Below are 19,374 nucleotides of genomic sequence, written 5' to 3'. Positions count from 1 at the left end.
ATGGTCGGTGTCTATCGGTTCTACCAAACCGGCGGTCCCGAGGTGCTCCAATGGGAGTCGGTGGACCTGCCGCCACCGGGACCCGGCGAAGTCACCCTGAAGCAGGAGGCCGTCGGCCTCAACTTCACCGACATCTACGCCCGTAGCGGTCTTTACCCCACGACCCTGCCCTCGGGGCTCGGCCAGGAGGGGGCAGGGGTTGTCACCGCCGTCGGCGCGGGCGTCACCGAAGTGGCCATCGGCGACCGGGTGGCCTACGCCAGCGGTCCCCTTGGTGCCTACGCCGAGGCCCGCAATCTGTCTGCGGCCCTGCTGGTCAAGTTGCCCGATTTCCTGTCCTGTCAGGTCGCCGCCTCCATGTTGTTGCGGGGGCTTACCGTGCAGTACCTGCTGCGCCAAACCTACAAGGTCCAAGCCGGCGACCCCGTGCTGATCCATGCCGCCGCCGGTGGCGTCGGCCTGATCGCCAGCCAGTGGGCCAAGGCCCTGGGCGCCCGGGTGATCGGCACCGTGGGCAGCGCCGCCAAGGCCGCCCTGGCCCGCAGCCATGGCTGCGACGAGGTGCTGGTGCTGGACGAACTCAAGGAAGCCGGCGCCTTGGCGCAAAAGGTGAAGGCGTTGACCGGCGGCGAAGGTGTCGCCGTGGTGTACGACGCCATCGGCAAGGACACTTTCTTTGAATCCCTCGATTGCCTGCGGCCCCTGGGCATGATGGTCAGCTACGGCAACGCCTCCGGCCCCGTGCCAGCCATCAGCCCCCTGGAACTGACCAAGCGCGGTTCGCTCTTTCTCACCCGGCCCAGCCTGGCCACCTATACCCGCAAGCGGGAACTGTTGTTGCCCATGGCGGCGGAACTGTTCGCGATGATCGAAAGCGGGCAGGTGAAGATCGAGGTCGGCCAGACCTATCCCCTCAAGGACGCGCCCCGGGCCCAGCAGGACCTGGCCGGTCGTCGCACCACCGGCGGCACGGTGCTGTTGCCATGAAGCGCCTGCTCTTGACCGCCCTTATGCTGGGGGCGGTGCTTGCCCGCGCCGAGGTGCAGGTGACCGACGATACCGGCGCCGTGCTGCGCCTGCCCGCGCCGGCCAAGCGCATCATCAGCCTGGCGCCCCACGTGACGGAAACCCTGTTCGCTGCCGGTGCCGGCGACCGCATCGTCGGTGCCGTGGAGTACAGCGACTACCCCGAAGCGGCGAAGAAGATTCCCCGCGTCGGCGGTTATTCCCGTCTGGATCTGGAAGCCATCGCCGCCCTCAAGCCCGACCTGGTGATTGCCTGGGAAAGCGGCAATGCCGCCGCCAACGTGGCCAAGCTGAAAGGCCTCGGGCTCAAGGTGTACGTGACCCAGCCCAACCGCATCGAGGACATCGCCAAGGACCTGGAACGCTACGGCAAGCTGGCCGGCACCGAGGCCGTGGCCAGTGCCGAGGCCAGCCGTTTCCGCAATCGCTACAACGGCCTGGCCACCCGCTACAGCCAGCGGCCCGAAATCAGCGTCTTCTACCAGATCTGGAAGCAGCCCCTGATGACGGTGAACGGCAAGCAGATCATCAGCGATGCCCTGCGCCTGTGTGGCGGCCGTAACGTATTTGCCAACCTGCCGACCCTGGCGCCCACGGTCACGGTGGAAGGCGTCATTGCCGCCAATCCCGAAGTCATCGTCGCCAGCGGCATGGGCGAGTCCCGCCCCGAGTGGTTGGACGACTGGCGCCGCTGGGGCAGCATGACGGCGGTCAAGCAGGACAACCTCTACTTCGTCCAGCCGGAACTGATCCAGCGTCATACGCCGCGCATCCTCGATGGTGCCGAGAAGCTCTGCGGCCATCTGGAAGCGGCCCGGGCCAAGCGCAAGTAGCGTCGCAAGCGCCTTGGCCCGTCTGCCCCAACGCATCGCCTGCCTGTCCACCGAAACGGTGGAAGTGCTCTACGCCCTCGGCCAGCAGGACCGCATCGTCGGCATCTCGGGCTTTACCGTCTACCCGCCCCAGGCCCGCAAGGAAAAACCCAAGGTCTATGGTTTTTCCAGCGGCAACCAGGAAAAGATTCTCGCCGTCGAGCCCGACCTGGTGCTGGCCTTTTCCAACCTCCAGGCCGACCTCGGCCGCGACCTGGTGAAGGCCGGCATCCCGGTGCACCACTTCAACCAGCGCGGCGTGGAGGACATCCTCGCCATGGTGGAAACTGTGGGCCGTCTGGTGGGCGCGGAAGACCAGGCTTTGGCCCTGGTGGCGGAACTCGAGGCCGCCCTGGCCACGGCACGCCAAGCCGCGGATTGCCGCCGTGCCCGACCCCGGGTGTACTTCGAGGAATGGAACGAGCCCCTGATCTCCGGCATCGGCTGGGTGTCCGAGTTGATCGGCATCGCCGGCGGCGAGGACGTCTTCGCCGAACTGGGGCGCCGCTTCAGCGCCAAGGAGCGCATCATCGCCGATGCGGACGAAGTGCCGCGTCGTCAGCCGGACATCATCATCGGCTCTTGGTGCGGCAAGAAATTCCGCCCCGAGCAACTGGCCACCCGCCCCGGCTGGGTGGCCATTCCTGCCGTGGCGACAGGCCACGTCCATGAGATCAAATCCGCCGACATCCTCGCTCCGGGCCCCTCGGCCCTGCGGCGGGGGCTGCCCCAACTGACCCGCCTGTTCGACGCCTGGGCCGCCTGATTTTCGTCAGGCCGTTGACTTCCTTGGTTTTCTAGTTGAGAATAATTCTCAGGTAGCCCTATGGCATGGGGCTGCCTCATCTCTCTAGGTATGCGGGGCCGAGCCCCGTTCCGCGCAAGCCAGCAAACCGCCTCGGTGGCGTAGCCAGTCAGCGCTTTCTTTTTCAAGAAAGGTCAGCGATGGCAACCATCCCCTTGGCGCCTGGCAAGGTCGCCGCCCGCAAGCGCGCCAAACGGCGCAACGGCGAGCCCGACATCGGTTTTGCCCCCCTGCGCATGTTCATCGTCCTCGTCTTATTCACCGCGATGGCCTGGTGGTTCGTGGATGTGAACGCCAGCCTGGCGCTGCCGTTGTAGGAGGTCACCATGGAAACCTACAGCCGCGGTCCCAGCCTGCAATCAGTATTGGCTTCCCTGCTCTGGTCCCTGGGCAGCCTGCCGGTGGTGCCGGCCTGTCCACGCCAGCGGGCCATCGTCACCCATCAACTGCGCTACGTGCAAGGTCATCCCGACACCGAGCCGCTGATGCGGGACGTGGCCGCCCAGTTGCTGGCCCAGATCGAGGACGACCAGGCCCAACAGCAGCGCAGCAGTGCCCTTTCCGGCCAGCATCGGCCGGTATCCCACGCCCATTGAGGAGCCATCGTGGAGAAGAAAACCAGTCCCGCCCTGGGGCGCAAGATCAGCCAGCTTTTCGCCGTGGCCCAGGAGCGGGAAGTCCTGGACCAGGCAGCGCCGTTGCCCATGTTCGCCCCCATGCCGGGCGCGTTGGCGGATGCCTGGAAAAGCGCCGATGCAACGCCGCCCACAGCCGCAGCCCCGCGCGGTCGACGCAAGCTTTGGCAGCTGGAGGACAAGTTGCATTGTCCGGTGGTGGGCACCTGCCTGCCCATGGACGAACTGGAAGCGATGGGCAAGAAGCATCGCTTCATGTCTGGTCGGGAAAACGAGTTCTCCCTCCATGTGGAAGCGGTGAATCGTTCCCGGGAACGGAACGCATTTGCCGAGGCCCTGCAAAAATACCTGGATCGTCGCTACCAAGTGGTGGTGCGCGAGTTCGATAAGCTGCGCAGCGACCGCGAGGTGGCCACCCAATGGCGCCATTATCTGGCCAAGGGCGACGTGGCCGGCGCTCTGTGGGCGGTGGTGACTCATCCAGCCAGCAGCCAGGACACCCGCGACATGGCCTACGGCGACATCCACATGCTGTCCCATCAGGTGGGTGCGGGACAGACCGCCGACGTGCGGCGCATGGAAACCCTGGCCAAGGAACTGGCCGAGCATAAAAAGCATCTGGAGCAGTTGCGGCAGGAACAGGCGCGACGGGAACTCCAGTGGCAGGAAAGACTGCGGCTGGCGGAGGAGACATCGGCCCATGCATCGGGTCGCGACCAGGCCATCGCGGCACTGGAAGCGCGCCTGGCCCAATATGAAAACGGCAGCGTCATGGTGGACATGGGGCGCAAGCTGATGCAACTCAGCGCCGCCAACGAGCACTTGATCGCCCTGGGCGACAAGGCCCGTCAGCAAGAGGAGCAACTGCGGACCCTGCGCGAACAACTGGCGCGCACCGAGGCGGAAAACCTTGCCCTGGCGGCGGAAAGGGAGGCCTTGGAAGCGTTGCTGATGCGGGACGACGGCGCCGATTGCGACAGTGACTGCGGCCAATGTCCCGAAGCCGAGAACCTGCGCGGTCGGCGGGTGCTGTGCGTGGGCGGCCGCTCGCAACTGGTCATCCACTATCGCCGGCTGGCCCAGCGCCTGGGCATCAAGCTGATCCACCACGACGGCGGCATGGAGGAATCCCTGTCCCGCCTGCCGGACATGATCAGCGGTGCCGACGCGGTGATCTGTCCCACCGATTGTGTTTCCCATCCGGCCTACTACCGGATCAAGAACCAGTGCAAGCGCCTGGGCAAGCCCTGCCTGTTGTTCAAGGGCGCGGGCGTGTCCAGCTTCGCGGCGGCGCTGGTCAAATTCAGCGCCGAGCAAGAAGGGGTCGACGAGACCTACTGACTAACCATAAGCAAAGAAGGTCAGCCACCCACCGGCATTACTCCCGGAAGGCAGCAAACCATGATTGTCTGCCAAATCCAACGGAGTCGTGATGTTCAAGGTGGTAATCCCCTGCGTCGAACGGGGTCGAATCGGGGCGGTCGTTCCCCGGGCAATGAGGGCGCGCAAGGTCATGTTCGGCGCGATGAGCGCAGTTCTGTGGCAACAGGTTGTCGCCGTTGCCGAAGAAACCCAATTGCATGAGGTTAAGGTAGTGGATAAAGCAGACTCGTCCGGGACGCAGGTGATTGACCGCGCCACCATCGAAGCGATGACCGGCGGTAACGGGGATATCACCAGCCTGCTGAAGATTAACCCCAATGTGCAGTATGGCAACGGCCAATTGCACACAGGCCAGCAAGGGGAAATCGCCCCGGCCGACATCAGCATCAACGGTGCCAAGTACTACGAAAATCTGTACCAGATCGACGGGATGAGCATCAACAATGACATCAATCCTGCCGGCAACAATCCTAATAGCATCACTGACCCGATATCCGCTAGCCAAGGATTCGCCGTGGATACCAGTCTGGTGTGCAAGGTGACAGTACGGGACTCAAACATCGGTGCCGAATTCGGCCATTTCAATGGCGGCGTGGTCAGCGCTGACACCTGCGCGCCAACGAGAAAATTCGGCGGACGGGTTTCGGTGGAGACGACCCGCTCAGATTGGATGGAATACAAGATCGCGCCAGACGAACGCCTAGCCTATGATCAGTCAACCGACCAGGATAGGCAAAAGAAATTTGAGAAGTGGACCTACCGCGCCGCACTGGAAGGAAAACCCAGCGATGAGCTGGGTCTGATCGCCAGCTTTGTCCGGCGTACTTCAGAGATACCCCTGCGGGCCTATGCCAGCGGCAATATCAGCGACAGCGATGCCAATACCAAGACGGAAAAGCGGCTGCTCGACAATGCCTTTGTCCGTGGATTCTGGTCTCCCGACGCCACGCTGGAAGCGGACCTTTCCTACCAAGATTCTCCCGGGGAGGAAAAGCACTTCATCAAGAACACGCGCAACAGTTTTTTTGAGTTGAAGACCGGTGGAAAGGCGGTCAATGCCGGTCTGAAAAACCGCCGGGAAGGCGTGACGATTAGCAGTCGCTTGAACTGGAGCACCATGAACAGCTCACGCGATGCCGACGCCAACGTGCTTAAGACCTGGCGATATTCCGCCGCCGACAAAAACTGGGGCTACCAGTCCAGTGGCACCACTTGGAACAGCAGCGAAGGGGGCTACGGCGACGTGAACCAGCAGCAGGAAACCCTCAACTACACACTCAAGGCAGACTGGGACGCCGTTTCCCTGCTGGGCGGCAGCCATCGCTTCCAAGCCGGGATGGAATTGGAAAAGAAGTCTTCCTTCTACGAACGCAAGACGCAGTACGAGTTGTACTCCGTGTCCACCAACACTACGAGTTGCACGTTGGCAAGCGGCGGCGTGGATACCGAGTATTGTTCCCTGGCGACCACTTGGAACAGCGCCACCGGCCAGTATTTGAAGAACCGCATGGTCTACTACGCCGGCAAGTTCACGGTGCAGGACAAGAGCCAGGGCATATTTCTCCAGGACGAATTCGTCTACGGACCGCTCAAGAGTCGCCTGGGTTTGCGCTTCGATCGCAGTGAATTGGCGCCCAAGCCCAGCGTCTCGGCGCGTAGCGCCTTCTTCTGGGACGTCTTCGGTAACGACAAGACCCAGTTGGAAGCGGGTTTCAACCGCTATGCCGGACGGAATTTCATGCAGTACTACACCTACCGCGAGCGGTTGACGTTGCAGACCACCAGCCAAGCACGCGCCTCCTCTGCTGTGTTGTGGGGAACGCCGGTATCCGCCACCACAGCCAATATGTACCATCTGGGAGAGCTATCCATTCCCTACGAGGATGAAACCATTTTCGCCTTTCGCCAGAAGTGGGCCGGCTTCCTCTGGGGGGCGAAAAGCGTCCAGCGCAAGTCCCGTGACGAGGTGGTGCTAACCCTGCGTTCCGTCGGCAACTACTGGTGGGACAACATCGGTAAGTCGGACAACGACACCTTTACCCTAACGGCGGAAACCCTGTCTCCCCTCCAGGCTTTCGGCACCAGCACCAGCGTGCTGGCGGCAATCGACCGCACCCAGACCCGCACCTCCCACGCCAACTATGCGGACACCATCAGCATCAGCGGCGGCGATCTGGAGCAACAAGTGATGTGGGACGGCAAGTTGATCAAGTGGATTGACCGGCCCGCCGACAACTACAACCGTCCCTATTCTGCTCGTTTGCTGCTCAACACCTACATTCCCTCGGCCCGGCTAAACGTGGGCAACCTGTTCCGCTTTCGGGCCGGTTACGAGAAGATGATCGCCAAGGGCACGGTGATGTACAACGGCAGCGCCATTTCCAACTACGAGAAAGGGCGCTTCGGTTCCGCCATCACCTGGGACATGCGTTTCAACTGGGCACTGCCCACAGTCCCCGGCCAGGAAGCCAACGTCACCCTGTCCATCGAGAACGTCCTCAACCGGACCAACGCCATTGAGGACTCCGGCACCTACCTCACCTATGAAAAGGGCCGTCAATTCTGGCTTGAACTGGGGTACAGGTTTTGAAGAAGGCACATCGCTACGCTGTCCTGGCCGGTGCGATCCTGATCACATGGCTGGTTGACGCACCATCGGCATGGGCCGATGCCACCTGCCTACGCGAGACCGGTTGGGACAAGTCTTGCGTGGTGGCGCTTTACGCCGCACCCAGCAGGCAATGGCCGCGCCCGGCCGTGGACAACGGCATTGCATGGCGCGAACTGTCGTCCCTGCCCACCGGCCCCAGCCTTTCGAAGCAGCGGGTCGCCCTCGGCTCCCGGTTGTTCAACGATCCACGGCTATCCCGCTCCAACACTATCGCCTGCGCCAGTTGTCACCAGGTGGACAAGGGCTACACCAACGGTCAGGCGGTCGCCGTGGGTCACGACGAGGCCAAGGGGAGTCGTAATGTACCCGGATTGTGGAATCTTCACGGCGCACGGGCGTTGTTCTGGGACGGACGAGCCGATAGCCTGGAGACCCAGGCCCTCGGGCCGATCGCCAACCCGGTGGAAATGGCAATGTCCCTGGAAAAATTGGCGGCGAAATTAGCCGGAATCGCCGAGTACCGACGGGATTTCGCCTTGGCGTTCGGCCCAGGGCCGATCAGCCTGGACCGGATATCCCGCGCCTTGGCCGACTATGAACGCACATTACGGTCGCCGTTTACCCGCTTTGATCGTTTCCTGGCGGGAGAGCGGGCTGCCCTTAGTGAGGACGAGACGCTCGGGCTTCATCTGTTCCGGACCAAGGCACGCTGCCTTAATTGCCACTACGGTTCGCGCATGACCGACGACGGATTCCACAATCTGGGCCTGACCTATTTCGGTCGCAAGTACGAGGACTTCGGCCGTTACGAAGTGACCGGCCGCAAGGAGGACGTTGGCCGTTTTAAGACGCCCGGATTGCGGGGTGTTGGCTCAACAGGGCCGTGGATGCACAACGGCTTGTTCCCTCAACTGGCGGGCATTCTCAATATGTACAACGCGGGTATGCCCAGCCAGGTACCGAACGACGCCGCCCAGGCCGCCAACCCGCTCTTTCCCGTCAAGTCCTCCCTGCTCAAGCCCCTGGCCCTGAATCGGGAAGAACTGGACGCCTTGCTGGCCTTCCTTCTGACCCTGTGATCCCGAGCATCCACCCATGAAAACCGATCCCATTGACATTCCCAAGTTACGCCCTGAACTACACCTCACCGCCACCCTGCATCTGCTCTCCGCCATTGCACGGCAGGGGGTGAGCGAAGCCAAGATCGGCGCCATGCTGGCCCACTTGCACAGACTATTGGAGCACCAGCAGTTGGATGCGTCGCTATTGGAAGCTGCCTCCCGAATCGTCGCGGATTGGCAGGGAGGTATGCCCTTGAGCGCATCGGGGTTGGCATTCACCACACCGAATGTGGCAACCATTACGTTTCACTGAGTCACTTGTTCTATTTCATTTTCAGCCAGCCACCCATCGGGCAATTCCCGTCAGGCAGCAAGCAACGACCGCTTCCGACAGGAGTCCGATATGCATGTTTCAACACGCCGCGTACGCGGTGTTCTTCCTCGTCACTTCATCACGGCAAAACTGAGCCTGGCGATACTTTTCGCTTTCCCGCACCATGGCCATGGCGCGGAGGCCGGCGACACAGCGGATACCACGCTGCCAAAGGTATCCGTCTCCGCCACGCGCATCGAGCAGGACGTGGACACGATCTCCGCCACGGTGACCACGGTGACCGCGGCGGAGATCGACCAGCGCATGCCACTCGATGAAACCGATTTGTTCGCCAACGAGCCGGACCTGGCGGTGGCCCGCAATCCGAACCGCTTCGGTTCGGCATCGGTGAACATCCGTGGCCTGGAGGGCAATCGTGTTGTCAATCTGGTAGACGGCGTACGCCTGCCGGATTATTACGGCGGCGGCGGGCCGTCCAACATCACGGTGTCGGATGCTGGCGGCCCCCACTTCGATTTTCTCAAACGGGTCGAGGTGCTGCGCGGTACCGCGTCCAGTCTTTACGGCTCCGATGCCTTGGGGGGCGTAGTGTCCTACGTCACCAAGGACCCCGAGGATTTCCTTGTCGGCGGCAAGACGAGGGCATTCCAATATAAGGGCTCCGTCCATAGTGCCGACAGCAGTTTCAGCAATACATTTTCGGCCGCCATGGGTAACGACGGGCTCAAGTTTCTCTTGATGGTCAATCGTACCGACGGCAAGGAACTGAAAAATAAAGGGACCGTAGGCGGTACTTCCACGGCCAGAACCGAGCCGAATCCCCAGGACCGACAATCCGAGGCAGCATTGGCCAAGCTTGTGCTGTCGCCGGCTCCGGGTCATCGCCTTGCTTTCGTTGTGGACTACCGGGAAAACAAGACGAACACCGAGGTAAATAGACTCATTACCTCCCTGCCCAAAATGACCTGGATGGAGGGGGATGACGAAGCAACCCGCACCCGCTACGGTATCGACTATGAGTGGAAGCCGGGCAATGCCTGGTTGGATCGGCTCAAGGCACAGGTCTTCCGCCAGGACGCGGAAACCAAGACCAAGTCCGATTCCCTGCGAGCCAATACCAGCAGTGCCTGCTCCACCAGCAGCGGCTCAGGCTACAACTGCGCCATGAGGCAAATCTTCCAGATGGAACAGGATCGTACGGGTTTTAACCTGCAACTGGATAAGTCACTGGATCTGGGTAGCGTTAACCATTTGTTGGTGGCGGGGACCGATTGGAATCGGACCGAGGTGAACGACTACCGGGACTACACCATCGCCCAGACCAACATCGCTACCGGCACGACGACGATCCTGAAGACCCTGGCGGGAACCACTTATCCGAGTCGTGGTTTCGCCCCAGGCCATACGGATACCCTCGGTGTGTTTTTCCAGGACAACATCACCTTCGACCAGGAGCGGTTCACGCTGACACCTGGACTGCGTTATGACCGGGTGGAACTGAAACACAAATCCGATGCGATCTTTGACAGCCAGACGGTCAAGCCCGCTGTCGACATGACGAACTCGCGGGTTTCGCCCAAGCTCGCTGGCCTGTGGCAGGTGGCACCGGCCTTCGGAATTTATGGTCAGTACGTGGAGGGTTTCCGTGCGCCCAACTACGAGGAGGTCAACGGCTACTTTCAGAATGGCACCATGTATGCCTCCATTCCCAATGCCAACCTGAAACCCGAGACCAGCACAAGCATAGAGGGCGGCGCCCGCTGGAAGCAAGGGCCGCTGCAATTGTCCTTCTCCCGCTACGACAACCGCTACAAGAACTTCATCGAAAACAAGGCGCTGACATGTCCCAGTGATCCCAGTTGCGCCTCGGGGGTGACGAGCACCTATCAGAGCGTCAATTTGGCCCGGGTTCATATCCTGGGTTGGGAAGCGCGGGGAAGCTGGGATTTCGGCGACGGCTACAGCCTGAACGGCGCCTACGCCTTCACTCGGGGCGACAACGAGCAGACCGGCAAAGCTCTCAACACGGTGGACCCCGAGCGTCTTTCCCTGGCCTTGAATTGGTTAAAGAACAGCCATGGCGGTGAAGCGCGCCTACGTGCCGCGGCGGCCAAGGAAAAGGATCGCATCGACGGCAGCCTCTACCCCACTGGTGGTTACGGTGTACTCGACTTGTCGGGCTGGTGGAAATTGTCCAAGGACATCAAGGTGACCGCCGCCCTCAACAACGTGTTCGACCGGGAATACATTCTTTGGAGCGATGTGCGCTTTGGCAGTCTCGCCGCAACTACACCGGGCATGGCCTTCTACACCCAACCGGGACGCAACCTGTCCCTGGGGCTCCAGGTTGATTTCTGACATGCCTCGACTATTCCGCTGGATTCTTCTGGCTGTGGCCGCCTGGGTCGTTCCGGCCCAGGCCGCTTCCATTCTCTTCCTCGCCACCAACAACGTGTCGGCGGGGAAGTTTCGCCTGTTGACGGAAATCGCCCGACCCTTGGGGTATTCCGTCGAATCGCGTTATGTAGACAAGCTGCCGGCGGATGTGGATGCCAGCCTGTTGCGCGGCCACGACCTGGTGGTGATCGACAGCTATCAGCAGGACTATGTGCAGGGGAAATTGAACAAGGCCCTGTCCGGGTTCAAGGGGCCCTTGCTCTGGGCCTGGGAGGGAAACCCTTCTTGGCAGGGGCTACCCGACGCCACGGCCAAGCGCTTGGTGAGTTACTACGCCAACGGCGGTCGGCGCAATTACGAAGGGTTCTTCCGCACGACGGCAGCCCAGCTACAGGGTCGTTCCTTCGGCGGGATCGACGCGCCCATCGTCTTTCCCAAGGCCGGCCTCTATCACCCTAAGGCACCGGGGTTGGTGTTCGCCGAACCAGCCGCTTACCTGCGCTGGAAGAACGCGGACGGAGAGCGTCGTCCCCCCGTCATCGCCATCGCCTTGTTGCAGCAATACATTTCCACCGAGCAGACCGCTTTCATCGACGACCTGATCGCCCGCATCGAAGCCGCCGGAGCGGTGCCCATGCCCTTTTACAGCACCTTGAGCGGGGACGACACGATCACGCCCCTGCTGACGATCAGGGGTAAGCCCGTCGCCGACGTGGTCATCAACACTCAGATCATGCTCGACGCCGAAGGACGGCGCAAAATCTACGACGGCCTCGGCCTGCCGGTGATCCAGGCCATTCCCTATCGGCGCGGCGATGCCGCAGAATGGGCCGCCGATCCCGCCGGGATCAATCTGTTGGACGTTCCCTTCTATCTGGCGCAGGCCGAGTACGCCGGCGTAACCGACATCCAGATCGCCGCTGCTGTGCGCAAGGGCGACGAGCAAATCGTGCCCATCGTGCCCCAGGCCGCCGCTGTGGTGAACAAGGCCATCTACCTGAGCCGGCTGCAACGGTTGCCCAACCGGGACAAGAAACTCGCCATCGTCTATTGGAACTATCCGCCCGGAGAGAAGAACCTCACCGCCTCCTTCCTCAATTTGCCGGCCAGCCTGATGGGCACCCTGGCCGCCCTCAAGGCCGAAGGCTACGATACCTCCGTGCCTGGCGAGCGGGAGCTGACCAATCTGCTGCAACGCTTGCTGGCACCCTACTATCGGGACGGCGAGGTCGAGGGATTGCTGCGGGACGACTTGGCGGAACTGTTTCCCATGGCCGACTACCGAGCCTGGTTCGCTACCTTGCCGATACCGCTGCAAAAGGAAATGCTGGAACGCTGGGGTGAACCGGAAAAATCCGCCATGGCGATACACCGCCATGGCCGCGACTACTTTGTGATTCCGCGCCTCAAGCTGGGCAAGGTGGCGCTTTTCAGCCAGCCGCCCCGGGGCGAAAAGTGGGAGGAGAAGGAAAAGGCCATTTATCACTCAATGAAGGCCGGCCCATCCCACTTTTACCTCGCTGCCTATCTCTGGGCCCGGCAGCGCCAGCAGGGGGCGACGACTTCCGGCTTCGGTGCAGATGCCTTCATCCACTATGGCACCCATGGCAACCAGGAATGGCTGCCGGGCAAGGAACGGGGCCTCTCGATCTATGACTATCCCATGTTGGCGGTGGGGGACGTGCCCGTGGCTTACCCTTACATCGTGGACGACGTGGGCGAGGCGATCCAGGCCAAGCGTCGCGGTCGCGCCGTCACCATCAGCCACCAAACCCCGCCCTTCGTGCCGGCGGGCTTGCATGAGGCGCTGACCCAACTGCACGATCTGCTCCACGCCTGGCTGGCTCAGGACGAAGGCGCGGTGAAGGAAAAGCTCAAGGCCGACTTGGTTGCCGGGGTGGAGAAAAAACACCTCGACAAGGATATGGGTTGGAACCCGGAACGGCTGCGGCGCGAGTTTCCCGTCTTCATCGACGAGCTGCACACCCATCTGCACGAACTGTCCCAGACCGCCCAGCCCCTGGGCTTGCACACCTTCGGCCGGGCGCCGAAGGAGCAGTACCGCTTGGGCACGGTGCTGATGATGCTGGGCAAGCCCTTCTGGGAAGGGGTGGCCGCCCATGCCGGCATCAAGGCTGAGGATGTGGACGAAACCCTGGTGGGCGACTACGAAAAAATGGCGGAGACCGAGCCCTATCGTTTCCTGCGCCGCTATGTTGTCGCCGACGATTCCAGCGCTGGCTTGCCCGAAACCTTGCGCCAGGGCATCGACCAGGCAAGGCGCTGGTATCGCAACCTGGGGGCAATGGAAGAGCAGGCCGGTCTGCTGGCCGTGCTGGCGGGGCGGCATCTCGCCACGGCCTACGGCGGCGATCCGATCAAGAATCCCGACGCCTATCCCACCGGTAGAAATCTCTACGGCTTCGATCCTTCCCGCGTGCCCACGCCCCAGGCCTGGGCTGCCGGCAAGGAGGCTCTGGAAAATCTCCTGGCCGCCCATCGTCGGCAAACCGGCCGGACGCCGAAAAAACTCACCTTCGCCCTGTGGTCGGTGGAAACCATGCGTCACATGGGTCTGCTGGAAGCCCAGGCCTTCTGGGCCCTGGGGGTCGAGCCCCAGTGGAGTACCGGCGGCCAGGTTACCGGCGTCAAGCTGGTGCCCCGGACGCAATTGGGGCGACCCCGGGTGGACGTGGTGCTGTCCGCCACCGGCCTGTATCGCGATCACTTTCCCAACGTGATGAAGTGGCTGGCAGCGGCGGCCAAATTGGCAGCGGAAGCCGACGAGGCCGACAACCCGGTGGCCGCCAATGCCAAGGCCATTGCCCGGCGTCTGGAGCAACGGGGCGTGGCGGCCGACGTGGCCAGACGCGCCGGTCAGACACGAATCTTCACCGCCGGCGAAGGTAGCTACGGGACCGGTCTCGACGATGCCACCCTGGCCACCGATACCTGGCAAGGCAAGCAGGAAGGGGATCGCAAACTGGCGGAGTTGTACCTGGCGAAGATGCAGTACGCTGTGGGGCCGGACGAGAAGGAATGGGGCAAGACCTTGCCGGGCGTCAATCTCTACGCCGAGCAACTGAGGGGCACGGAGGGCGCAGTGCTGTCGCGCACCTCCAATCTCTACGGCATGCTCACCACCGACGATCCCTTCCAGTACCTGGGCGGCATTTCCCTGGCGGTGCGCCACCTGGATGGCAAGGCGCCGGAACTCTACATTTCCAACCTGCGCGGCAATGGTTCTGGCCGGGTGGAAGGTGCCGCCCAATTCCTCGCCAAGGAAATGGCCACCCGCCAGTTCCATCCTGGCTACATCAAAGGCCTGATGGCCGAGGGTTATTCGGGCACCCTGGAAGTGCTCGACGCCACCAACAATTTCTGGGGCTGGACCGCCGTCGCGCGGGAGATCGTGCGCGACGACCAATGGCAGGAACTGGTGGACGTCTATGTGCGCGACAAACACAAGCTGGGTTTGAAGCAATGGTTCGAGCGGGAAAATCCCCACGCCCTGGCCCAGGTCATGGAGCGCATGCTGGAGGCCGCCCGCCAGGGCTACTGGCAGACCGATGCGGCGACCCTCGATGAACTCAAGCAACGCTATCGGGACCTGGCCAAGCGTTTCGACGTGAAAAGCGACAATACCCGCTTTGCCCAGTACGTCGGTTACGGCCTAGCCGCCCCGGTGGCGGCTGAGGCCGGGGCAAAGCCCGCGTCCCAGGCGAACGCCGAAGCCGCGGCGCCAACGACGGAGGTTCCGCCGCCCATTCAGGGCCTGCGCCTGGAGAAGGTTTCGCCCGCCGAGATGTCCCCGACCGACCTGGCCCAGTACGGCTTGCTCGCATTGCTGCTGCTGGCTTTTCTCGGCGGCGGCTGGCGACGGCGAAAAAACATTGCCATGGATTGGGGGCGATCATGAGCAAGGCATGGCTGTTGTTCTTCTTGCCGCTGCTGGCCTGGGGCCATCCCCTCGAGGGGCGGATCTGGGACGTCCGCAACCAGGTATTCATCACGCCCGAGGTCGCCTACGACCGGGCCGCGTCGAGCCGCTATGTACTGCTGGGCGAGTCCCACGACAGCACCGTACACCATCGCCTGCAAGGAGAGGCGCTGGCGGCGCTGGCCCAGCACAGCCGCCATCCTGCCTTGGCACTGGAGCAGTTTGACGGCGAGCACCAGGCCGCCTTGTCCGCTGCCCAGCAAAATGGCAGTCGTGATGCCGAAGTGTTGGCCGATGCCGGCCAGTTGAACCGTAAGGGCTGGCGTTGGCCCTTCTACCGGGACTTGATTGCCTTCGCGGCAGAACGGGGTTGGTCCCTGCGAGCCGCCAATTTGTCCAGGGCCACGGCGAAGGGCATCGTCATGGGAGAGGTGCAGCCGTCGTTGCCGGATTTCCCCGCCCCTGTATTGACGGCGTTGGAACAGGACATTGTCAAAGGCCACTGCGGCCAGCGACCGCCGCCGCCGATGTTGGCGGGGCTGGTGACCGCTCAGCGGGCGCGGGATGCACACATGGCCGCCAGTCTCGAAGCGGCGCCGGGCGATGGCGCGGTACTCATCGCCGGTGCCGGGCATGTGCGACGTGATCGCGCCGTGCCGCGCTATCTGCGGAACGGCGACGATGCCCTGGCCATCGCGTACCTGGAGGTCGTCGAGGGGCGCGACAAGCCCCAGGATTATGACGGCGCCACCTACGACTTGGTCTGGTTCACGGCAGCGACCGCTCGTGCCGATCCCTGCGCCAAGGTGCTGGGCGGCACTGTCGCCGGTAGCAAGGAGGGGCGATGAAAAAAACGATGGCGTTGTTGTCCTTCCTCCTGGACCTGGTCTCCGTGTGGGTTCATGGGGTGCTGTTCGCCCTTTGTCTGTTGTTCGGCATTTTCCTCGGCAATCCTTCCCTCGGCATCGTCGGCGCGATGGGGGTGTTCATCGTTCTGTTCGCCGGGTGGCTGACCCGGAGGTTGAAGCCCGTCGCAGAGGGGAGATCCTCAACCGACACATAAGCACCCCATTGCCGCAAGGGGAGTCCCTTCCCCGGAAATTTCACCTGTCTTGAAAGAAAGGAAGTTGTATGTCCCGTTATACCGGTCCCCGCCTCAAGGTGCTGCGCGCTTTAGGTACCGAATTGCCCGGCCTGACCCGCAAGGCGGTCGCCAACCGGCCCAATCCCCCTGGCCAGCACGGCGCCCACAAGGTGGCCGGGCGCAAGTCCGAGTTCGGTCAACAGTTGATCGAAAAACAGAAACTGCGGTTCAACTACGGTCTCAATGAAACCCAGTTGCGGCGCCTGGTGCTCCAGGCCCGCAAGGACCGGGGTGCCACGGGTGACAAATTGGTGGAGTTGCTGGAGCGTCGCCTGGACAACCTAGTGTTTCGCGCCGGCTTCGCGCCCACGATCCCGGCCGCGCGCCAACTGGTACGCCACGGCCACATCCAATTGAATGGGCGGCGGGTGAACATTCCCTCGGTGCGGGTCAATGTGGGCGACCGCTTCGGTCCCAACGAGAAGGGGCGCAAGCACGATCTGGTCAAGGCAAGCCTGGCGGACCCAGCTTTGATTCGCGCCGAGTGGATCGCCTACGACGAGACGACTAGCCTTGCCACTCTGGCCCATCTGCCGGACCGGGATTCCGCGCCCTTCCCCCTCGACCTGCAACGGGTGGTCGAGTTTTACGCCACCCGCATCTGAATTCGGAGTTTCGCCATGATGTCTCGTCTGCTGGAGCAGTCCATGTACGGGCTCTCGCAATTATTTCTGCTGCCGGTGCTGGTGCTGATCGTCGTCCTGTTTCTTTACGCCTTCTGGGTGCTGGGCGCTTTCGCCTTCGACGCCTGGCGCCGCCGTCGCGGCGGCGCCAGGCCCCTCGTCCAGGCCTACGCCGGCAATCCCCATCTGGACGGCGACGACCTGGATTTGCTGGCCCATCGCTTCCTTGAGGCGCCCCGCATCGCCAGCCGAGTGACGCCGATGATGGGACTGGTGGCCACGATGATCCCCATGGGGCCAGCCCTCAAGTCCCTGTCCGATGGCAATCTGGCCTCGGTATCGGAAAACCTTACCGTGGCCTTCTCCGCCGTGATCCTGGCCCTGATCGCCGCCAGCATCACCTACTGGGTGGTGAACGTGCGCCGCCGCTGGCTGGCGGAGGAAATCCTGGAAATCGAGAACCGCCGGAGTCCGACGTGAGTCGCGGCAAGCTCAAGCTGTTGCACGAACCGGAGAGTGAGGACCCGATCCTTTCGGTGGTGAACCTGATCGACATCTTCCTCGTCATCATCGCCGCCCTGCTCATCACCGTGGCGCAAAACCCGTTGCTCAATCCTTTCTCCAAACAGGACGTCACCGTCATCACTGATCCGGGCAAGCCTTCCATGGAAATGGTGGTGAAGAAGGGCGAGAAGATCGAGCACTACAAGGCCAGCGGCAACATCGGCCAGGGCGAGGGCGACAAGGCCGGTACGGCCTATCGCATGAAGGACGGCTCCATCGTCTATGTGCCGGAAGGCAAGGATTAGGCGCACCGGATACGTGAAATACATCGACTGTTAATCCACATTGAAAGGAAAGCACCATGGCAAGGATCGGCATTTTCTTCGGCACCAGCAGCGGCAGCACCCGCAAGGTCGCCAAGGCAATTCAAAAACGTTTCGGCGACGAGGTGATGGCGACGCCGGTGAACATCAACCGGGTTTCGGCGGAGGATGTCGCCGCCTACGATTGTCTGATCCTCGGCACGCCGACCCTGGGCGATGGCCAGTTGCCCGGCCAGTCGGCGGATTGCGAAGAAGAGAGCTGGGAAGAAGCCCTGGAGCGATTGGCCGATCTGGACCTGGGCGGGAAGACCGTGGCCCTGTTCGGCCTGGGCGACCAGAAGTCCTACGCCAACGAGTTCGTCAACGCCTTGGGCGAGTTGCACGACTTCGTGATCGATCGGGGTGCTCGGGTGGTGGGCTCCTGGCCTGTCGACGGTTACGCCTTCAAACATTCCGAGGCTGTGGTGGACGGCAAGTTCGTCGGCCTGGTGCTCGACCAGGACAACCAGGCCGAGCTGACCGAAGGCCGGCTCGACGTCTGGCTACGCCAGATCGCCCCGGATCTCGGCCTGCCCGTGTAACGGGATTGACCCGCCTTGCCCATAAAGGATGCGACCATGGATACACCCTCGCCAGATCAGCAGATCGCCCGCACCATCTACCTGTTGTCCCGGGCCGCCACCGTCGGCGTCTGCCGTGGGCGGATGCGCAACGTGATCCGCCAGTTGCACCAGATGACCGAGCTGCCCACCCTGCCTGCGGAAATCCGCGCCACTTGCCTCAAGGTGCTGGAGGATTGGCATGAGGCCCAGATGGAACACTTTCCGGAAACGGCGGAACCCGCATCGGCCCCCCGTCCTCACTGACGACGAAGTTCCTTACCTCCTAGGGCAACAGCAACCAACCGCTGTTGGGCCAAGGGGTCATCGGGCATTCGATGCGGCGGCAGATGCGCGGTACGGCCGGATGGCCGGATACGCAGACCACTTCGCGGATGCCGAGGGTCCGGCCATGGCTGAGGGCGGCGGCAAACAGGGCGCTCGCCAGGCCTTGGCCGCGATAGGGCGGCAACACGCTGGCCCCCAGTTCCGCCCGCTGCGCCCAGGGCACCAGGTGAAGGAGTCCGGCCAGAAGGGGGTCGCTACCGGGCGGGCGGTGGAGTACGCCGAACAGGCCATGACGGACGAAATCCATGGAATCCACATAGCGGCGGATGCCGGCGTCGTTGAGGGCGCTGCCGAAGCGGTCATAGCGGTCATCGCGATCCAGGCTGTGGAGATGGCGAGCGGCCGCGGCGCGGTCCGCTTCCGTCAGTTGCCGCAAGTGCAGGTGAAGGGGGTCGGGCTGGGTGGTGGTCGCTGGCCGTGAGTCGAGTAATTGAAAAGGCATGGTGGTTTCCGTGTTGACCGCCTGATGGATCGGCGACAGGGAAACGTCCGTCGGCCGGAGCCGTCGGGCTTGCACCATCGCCATCCGCACCCCGCAGACGGTTAAGTTGAACACGCCCTCAGCAAGAGGGCTCCAGGCAGCAGGCCGGTCTCCGGGCTCGGAAGTTTTGAACCATCGCCTTCCCAGGCATGTGCCCAGTGGCGTCTTGATGGTTCCGCACTTCCTTACCGTTGCGGGGGCAGCGCAGGCTTCTCACCTGCTTCCCGTTTCACCTCCTTTCTTTGGCAAGAAGAGGAGGCACCTGCTGTGTCTTACGTCAAATCAAAA

Annotated in this window: 19 protein-coding genes and 1 riboswitch; of the genes, 18 read left to right on the top strand and 1 reads right to left on the bottom strand. The window is 62.6% G+C overall.

Annotated features, from left to right (window positions below; all coding sequences use genetic code 11):
• The 18 genes from ACYQ2U_RS05405 (at position 1) to ACYQ2U_RS05320 (ending at position 18,524) form a co-directional block, all read left to right on the top strand.
• A complete protein-coding gene (locus ACYQ2U_RS05405) occupies positions 1-987 on the top strand; it encodes a quinone oxidoreductase family protein (protein ID WP_459949329.1) in 987 nt (328 codons plus the stop codon).
• Positions 984-1,859, top strand: coding sequence for a cobalamin-binding protein (locus tag ACYQ2U_RS05400; RefSeq protein WP_459949328.1), 876 nt, complete (start codon positions 984-986; stop codon positions 1,857-1,859). The genes ACYQ2U_RS05405 and ACYQ2U_RS05400 overlap by 4 nt, the downstream gene beginning before the upstream one ends.
• Before the next feature lie 13 nt (positions 1,860-1,872).
• On the top strand, positions 1,873-2,664 hold the full coding sequence (locus tag ACYQ2U_RS05395) for a cobalamin-binding protein (protein ID WP_459949327.1): 792 nt from the start codon (positions 1,873-1,875) through the stop codon (positions 2,662-2,664).
• Between the two features lie 179 nt (positions 2,665-2,843).
• Positions 2,844-3,020 (top strand): hypothetical protein, encoded by a 177-nt coding sequence (locus ACYQ2U_RS05390; protein WP_459949326.1) that lies wholly within the window; start codon positions 2,844-2,846, stop codon positions 3,018-3,020.
• A 9-nt stretch (positions 3,021-3,029) separates the two neighbouring features.
• A complete protein-coding gene (locus ACYQ2U_RS05385) occupies positions 3,030-3,299 on the top strand; it encodes a hypothetical protein (protein WP_459949325.1) in 270 nt (89 codons plus the stop codon).
• Between the two features lie 9 nt (positions 3,300-3,308).
• Complete coding sequence (locus tag ACYQ2U_RS05380) at positions 3,309-4,679, top strand: DUF2325 domain-containing protein (RefSeq protein WP_459949324.1); 1,371 nt, start codon at positions 3,309-3,311, stop codon at positions 4,677-4,679.
• Between the two features lie 184 nt (positions 4,680-4,863).
• Entirely contained in the window at positions 4,864-7,311 is a 2,448-nt protein-coding gene (locus tag ACYQ2U_RS05375; RefSeq protein ID WP_459949323.1) for a TonB-dependent receptor, read from the top strand.
• Positions 7,308-8,411, top strand: coding sequence for a cytochrome-c peroxidase (locus ACYQ2U_RS05370; protein WP_459949322.1), 1,104 nt, complete (start codon positions 7,308-7,310; stop codon positions 8,409-8,411). The genes ACYQ2U_RS05375 and ACYQ2U_RS05370 overlap by 4 nt, the downstream gene beginning before the upstream one ends.
• 16 nt (positions 8,412-8,427) lie before the next feature.
• The gene (locus tag ACYQ2U_RS05365; RefSeq protein ID WP_459949321.1) at positions 8,428-8,706 is read left to right on the top strand and encodes a hypothetical protein; all 279 of its coding nucleotides are present in this window, start codon (positions 8,428-8,430) and stop codon (positions 8,704-8,706) included.
• A 90-nt stretch (positions 8,707-8,796) separates the two neighbouring features.
• Positions 8,797-11,085, top strand: coding sequence for a TonB-dependent hemoglobin/transferrin/lactoferrin family receptor (locus ACYQ2U_RS05360; RefSeq protein ID WP_459949320.1), 2,289 nt, complete (start codon positions 8,797-8,799; stop codon positions 11,083-11,085).
• A 1-nt stretch (position 11,086) separates the two neighbouring features.
• Positions 11,087-15,043 (top strand): cobaltochelatase subunit CobN, encoded by a 3,957-nt coding sequence (cobN, locus tag ACYQ2U_RS05355; RefSeq protein ID WP_459949319.1) that lies wholly within the window; start codon positions 11,087-11,089, stop codon positions 15,041-15,043.
• A complete protein-coding gene (locus ACYQ2U_RS05350; RefSeq protein ID WP_459949318.1) occupies positions 15,040-15,912 on the top strand; it encodes a ChaN family lipoprotein in 873 nt (290 codons plus the stop codon). The genes cobN and ACYQ2U_RS05350 overlap by 4 nt, the downstream gene beginning before the upstream one ends.
• Positions 15,909-16,127: a hypothetical protein gene (locus tag ACYQ2U_RS05345; protein ID WP_459949317.1), complete on the top strand. Its 219-nt coding sequence runs from the start codon at positions 15,909-15,911 to the stop codon at positions 16,125-16,127. Before ACYQ2U_RS05350 ends, ACYQ2U_RS05345 begins: the two co-directional genes overlap by 4 nt.
• A 68-nt stretch (positions 16,128-16,195) precedes the next feature.
• Positions 16,196-16,813: a 30S ribosomal protein S4 gene (rpsD, locus tag ACYQ2U_RS05340; RefSeq protein WP_459949316.1), complete on the top strand. Its 618-nt coding sequence runs from the start codon at positions 16,196-16,198 to the stop codon at positions 16,811-16,813.
• Between the two features lie 15 nt (positions 16,814-16,828).
• Positions 16,829-17,311: a MotA/TolQ/ExbB proton channel family protein gene (locus ACYQ2U_RS05335; RefSeq protein WP_459949315.1), complete on the top strand. Its 483-nt coding sequence runs from the start codon at positions 16,829-16,831 to the stop codon at positions 17,309-17,311.
• Positions 17,308-17,640 (top strand): DUF2149 domain-containing protein, encoded by a 333-nt coding sequence (locus ACYQ2U_RS05330; protein ID WP_459949314.1) that lies wholly within the window; start codon positions 17,308-17,310, stop codon positions 17,638-17,640. Before ACYQ2U_RS05335 ends, ACYQ2U_RS05330 begins: the two co-directional genes overlap by 4 nt.
• A gap of 56 nt (positions 17,641-17,696) precedes the next feature.
• The gene (locus tag ACYQ2U_RS05325; RefSeq protein WP_459949313.1) at positions 17,697-18,239 is read left to right on the top strand and encodes a flavodoxin; all 543 of its coding nucleotides are present in this window, start codon (positions 17,697-17,699) and stop codon (positions 18,237-18,239) included.
• Positions 18,240-18,275: 36 nt separating this feature from the next.
• Complete coding sequence (locus ACYQ2U_RS05320) at positions 18,276-18,524, top strand: hypothetical protein (RefSeq protein WP_459949312.1); 249 nt, start codon at positions 18,276-18,278, stop codon at positions 18,522-18,524.
• Between the two features lie 19 nt (positions 18,525-18,543).
• On the opposite strand, the gene ACYQ2U_RS05315 is transcribed toward ACYQ2U_RS05320, so the two are convergent.
• The gene (locus tag ACYQ2U_RS05315; protein ID WP_459949311.1) at positions 18,544-19,047 is read right to left on the bottom strand and encodes a GNAT family N-acetyltransferase; all 504 of its coding nucleotides are present in this window, start codon (positions 19,045-19,047) and stop codon (positions 18,544-18,546) included.
• Between the two features lie 125 nt (positions 19,048-19,172).
• Positions 19,173-19,367: riboswitch (cobalamin riboswitch) on the bottom strand.
• Positions 19,368-19,374: the final 7 nt, after the last annotated feature.

This window comes from Denitratisoma sp. agr-D3 (assembly GCF_054658675.1).
The sequence above is the reverse complement of the archived record's forward strand: the minus strand, read 5'-3'. Positions and strand labels throughout refer to the sequence as shown.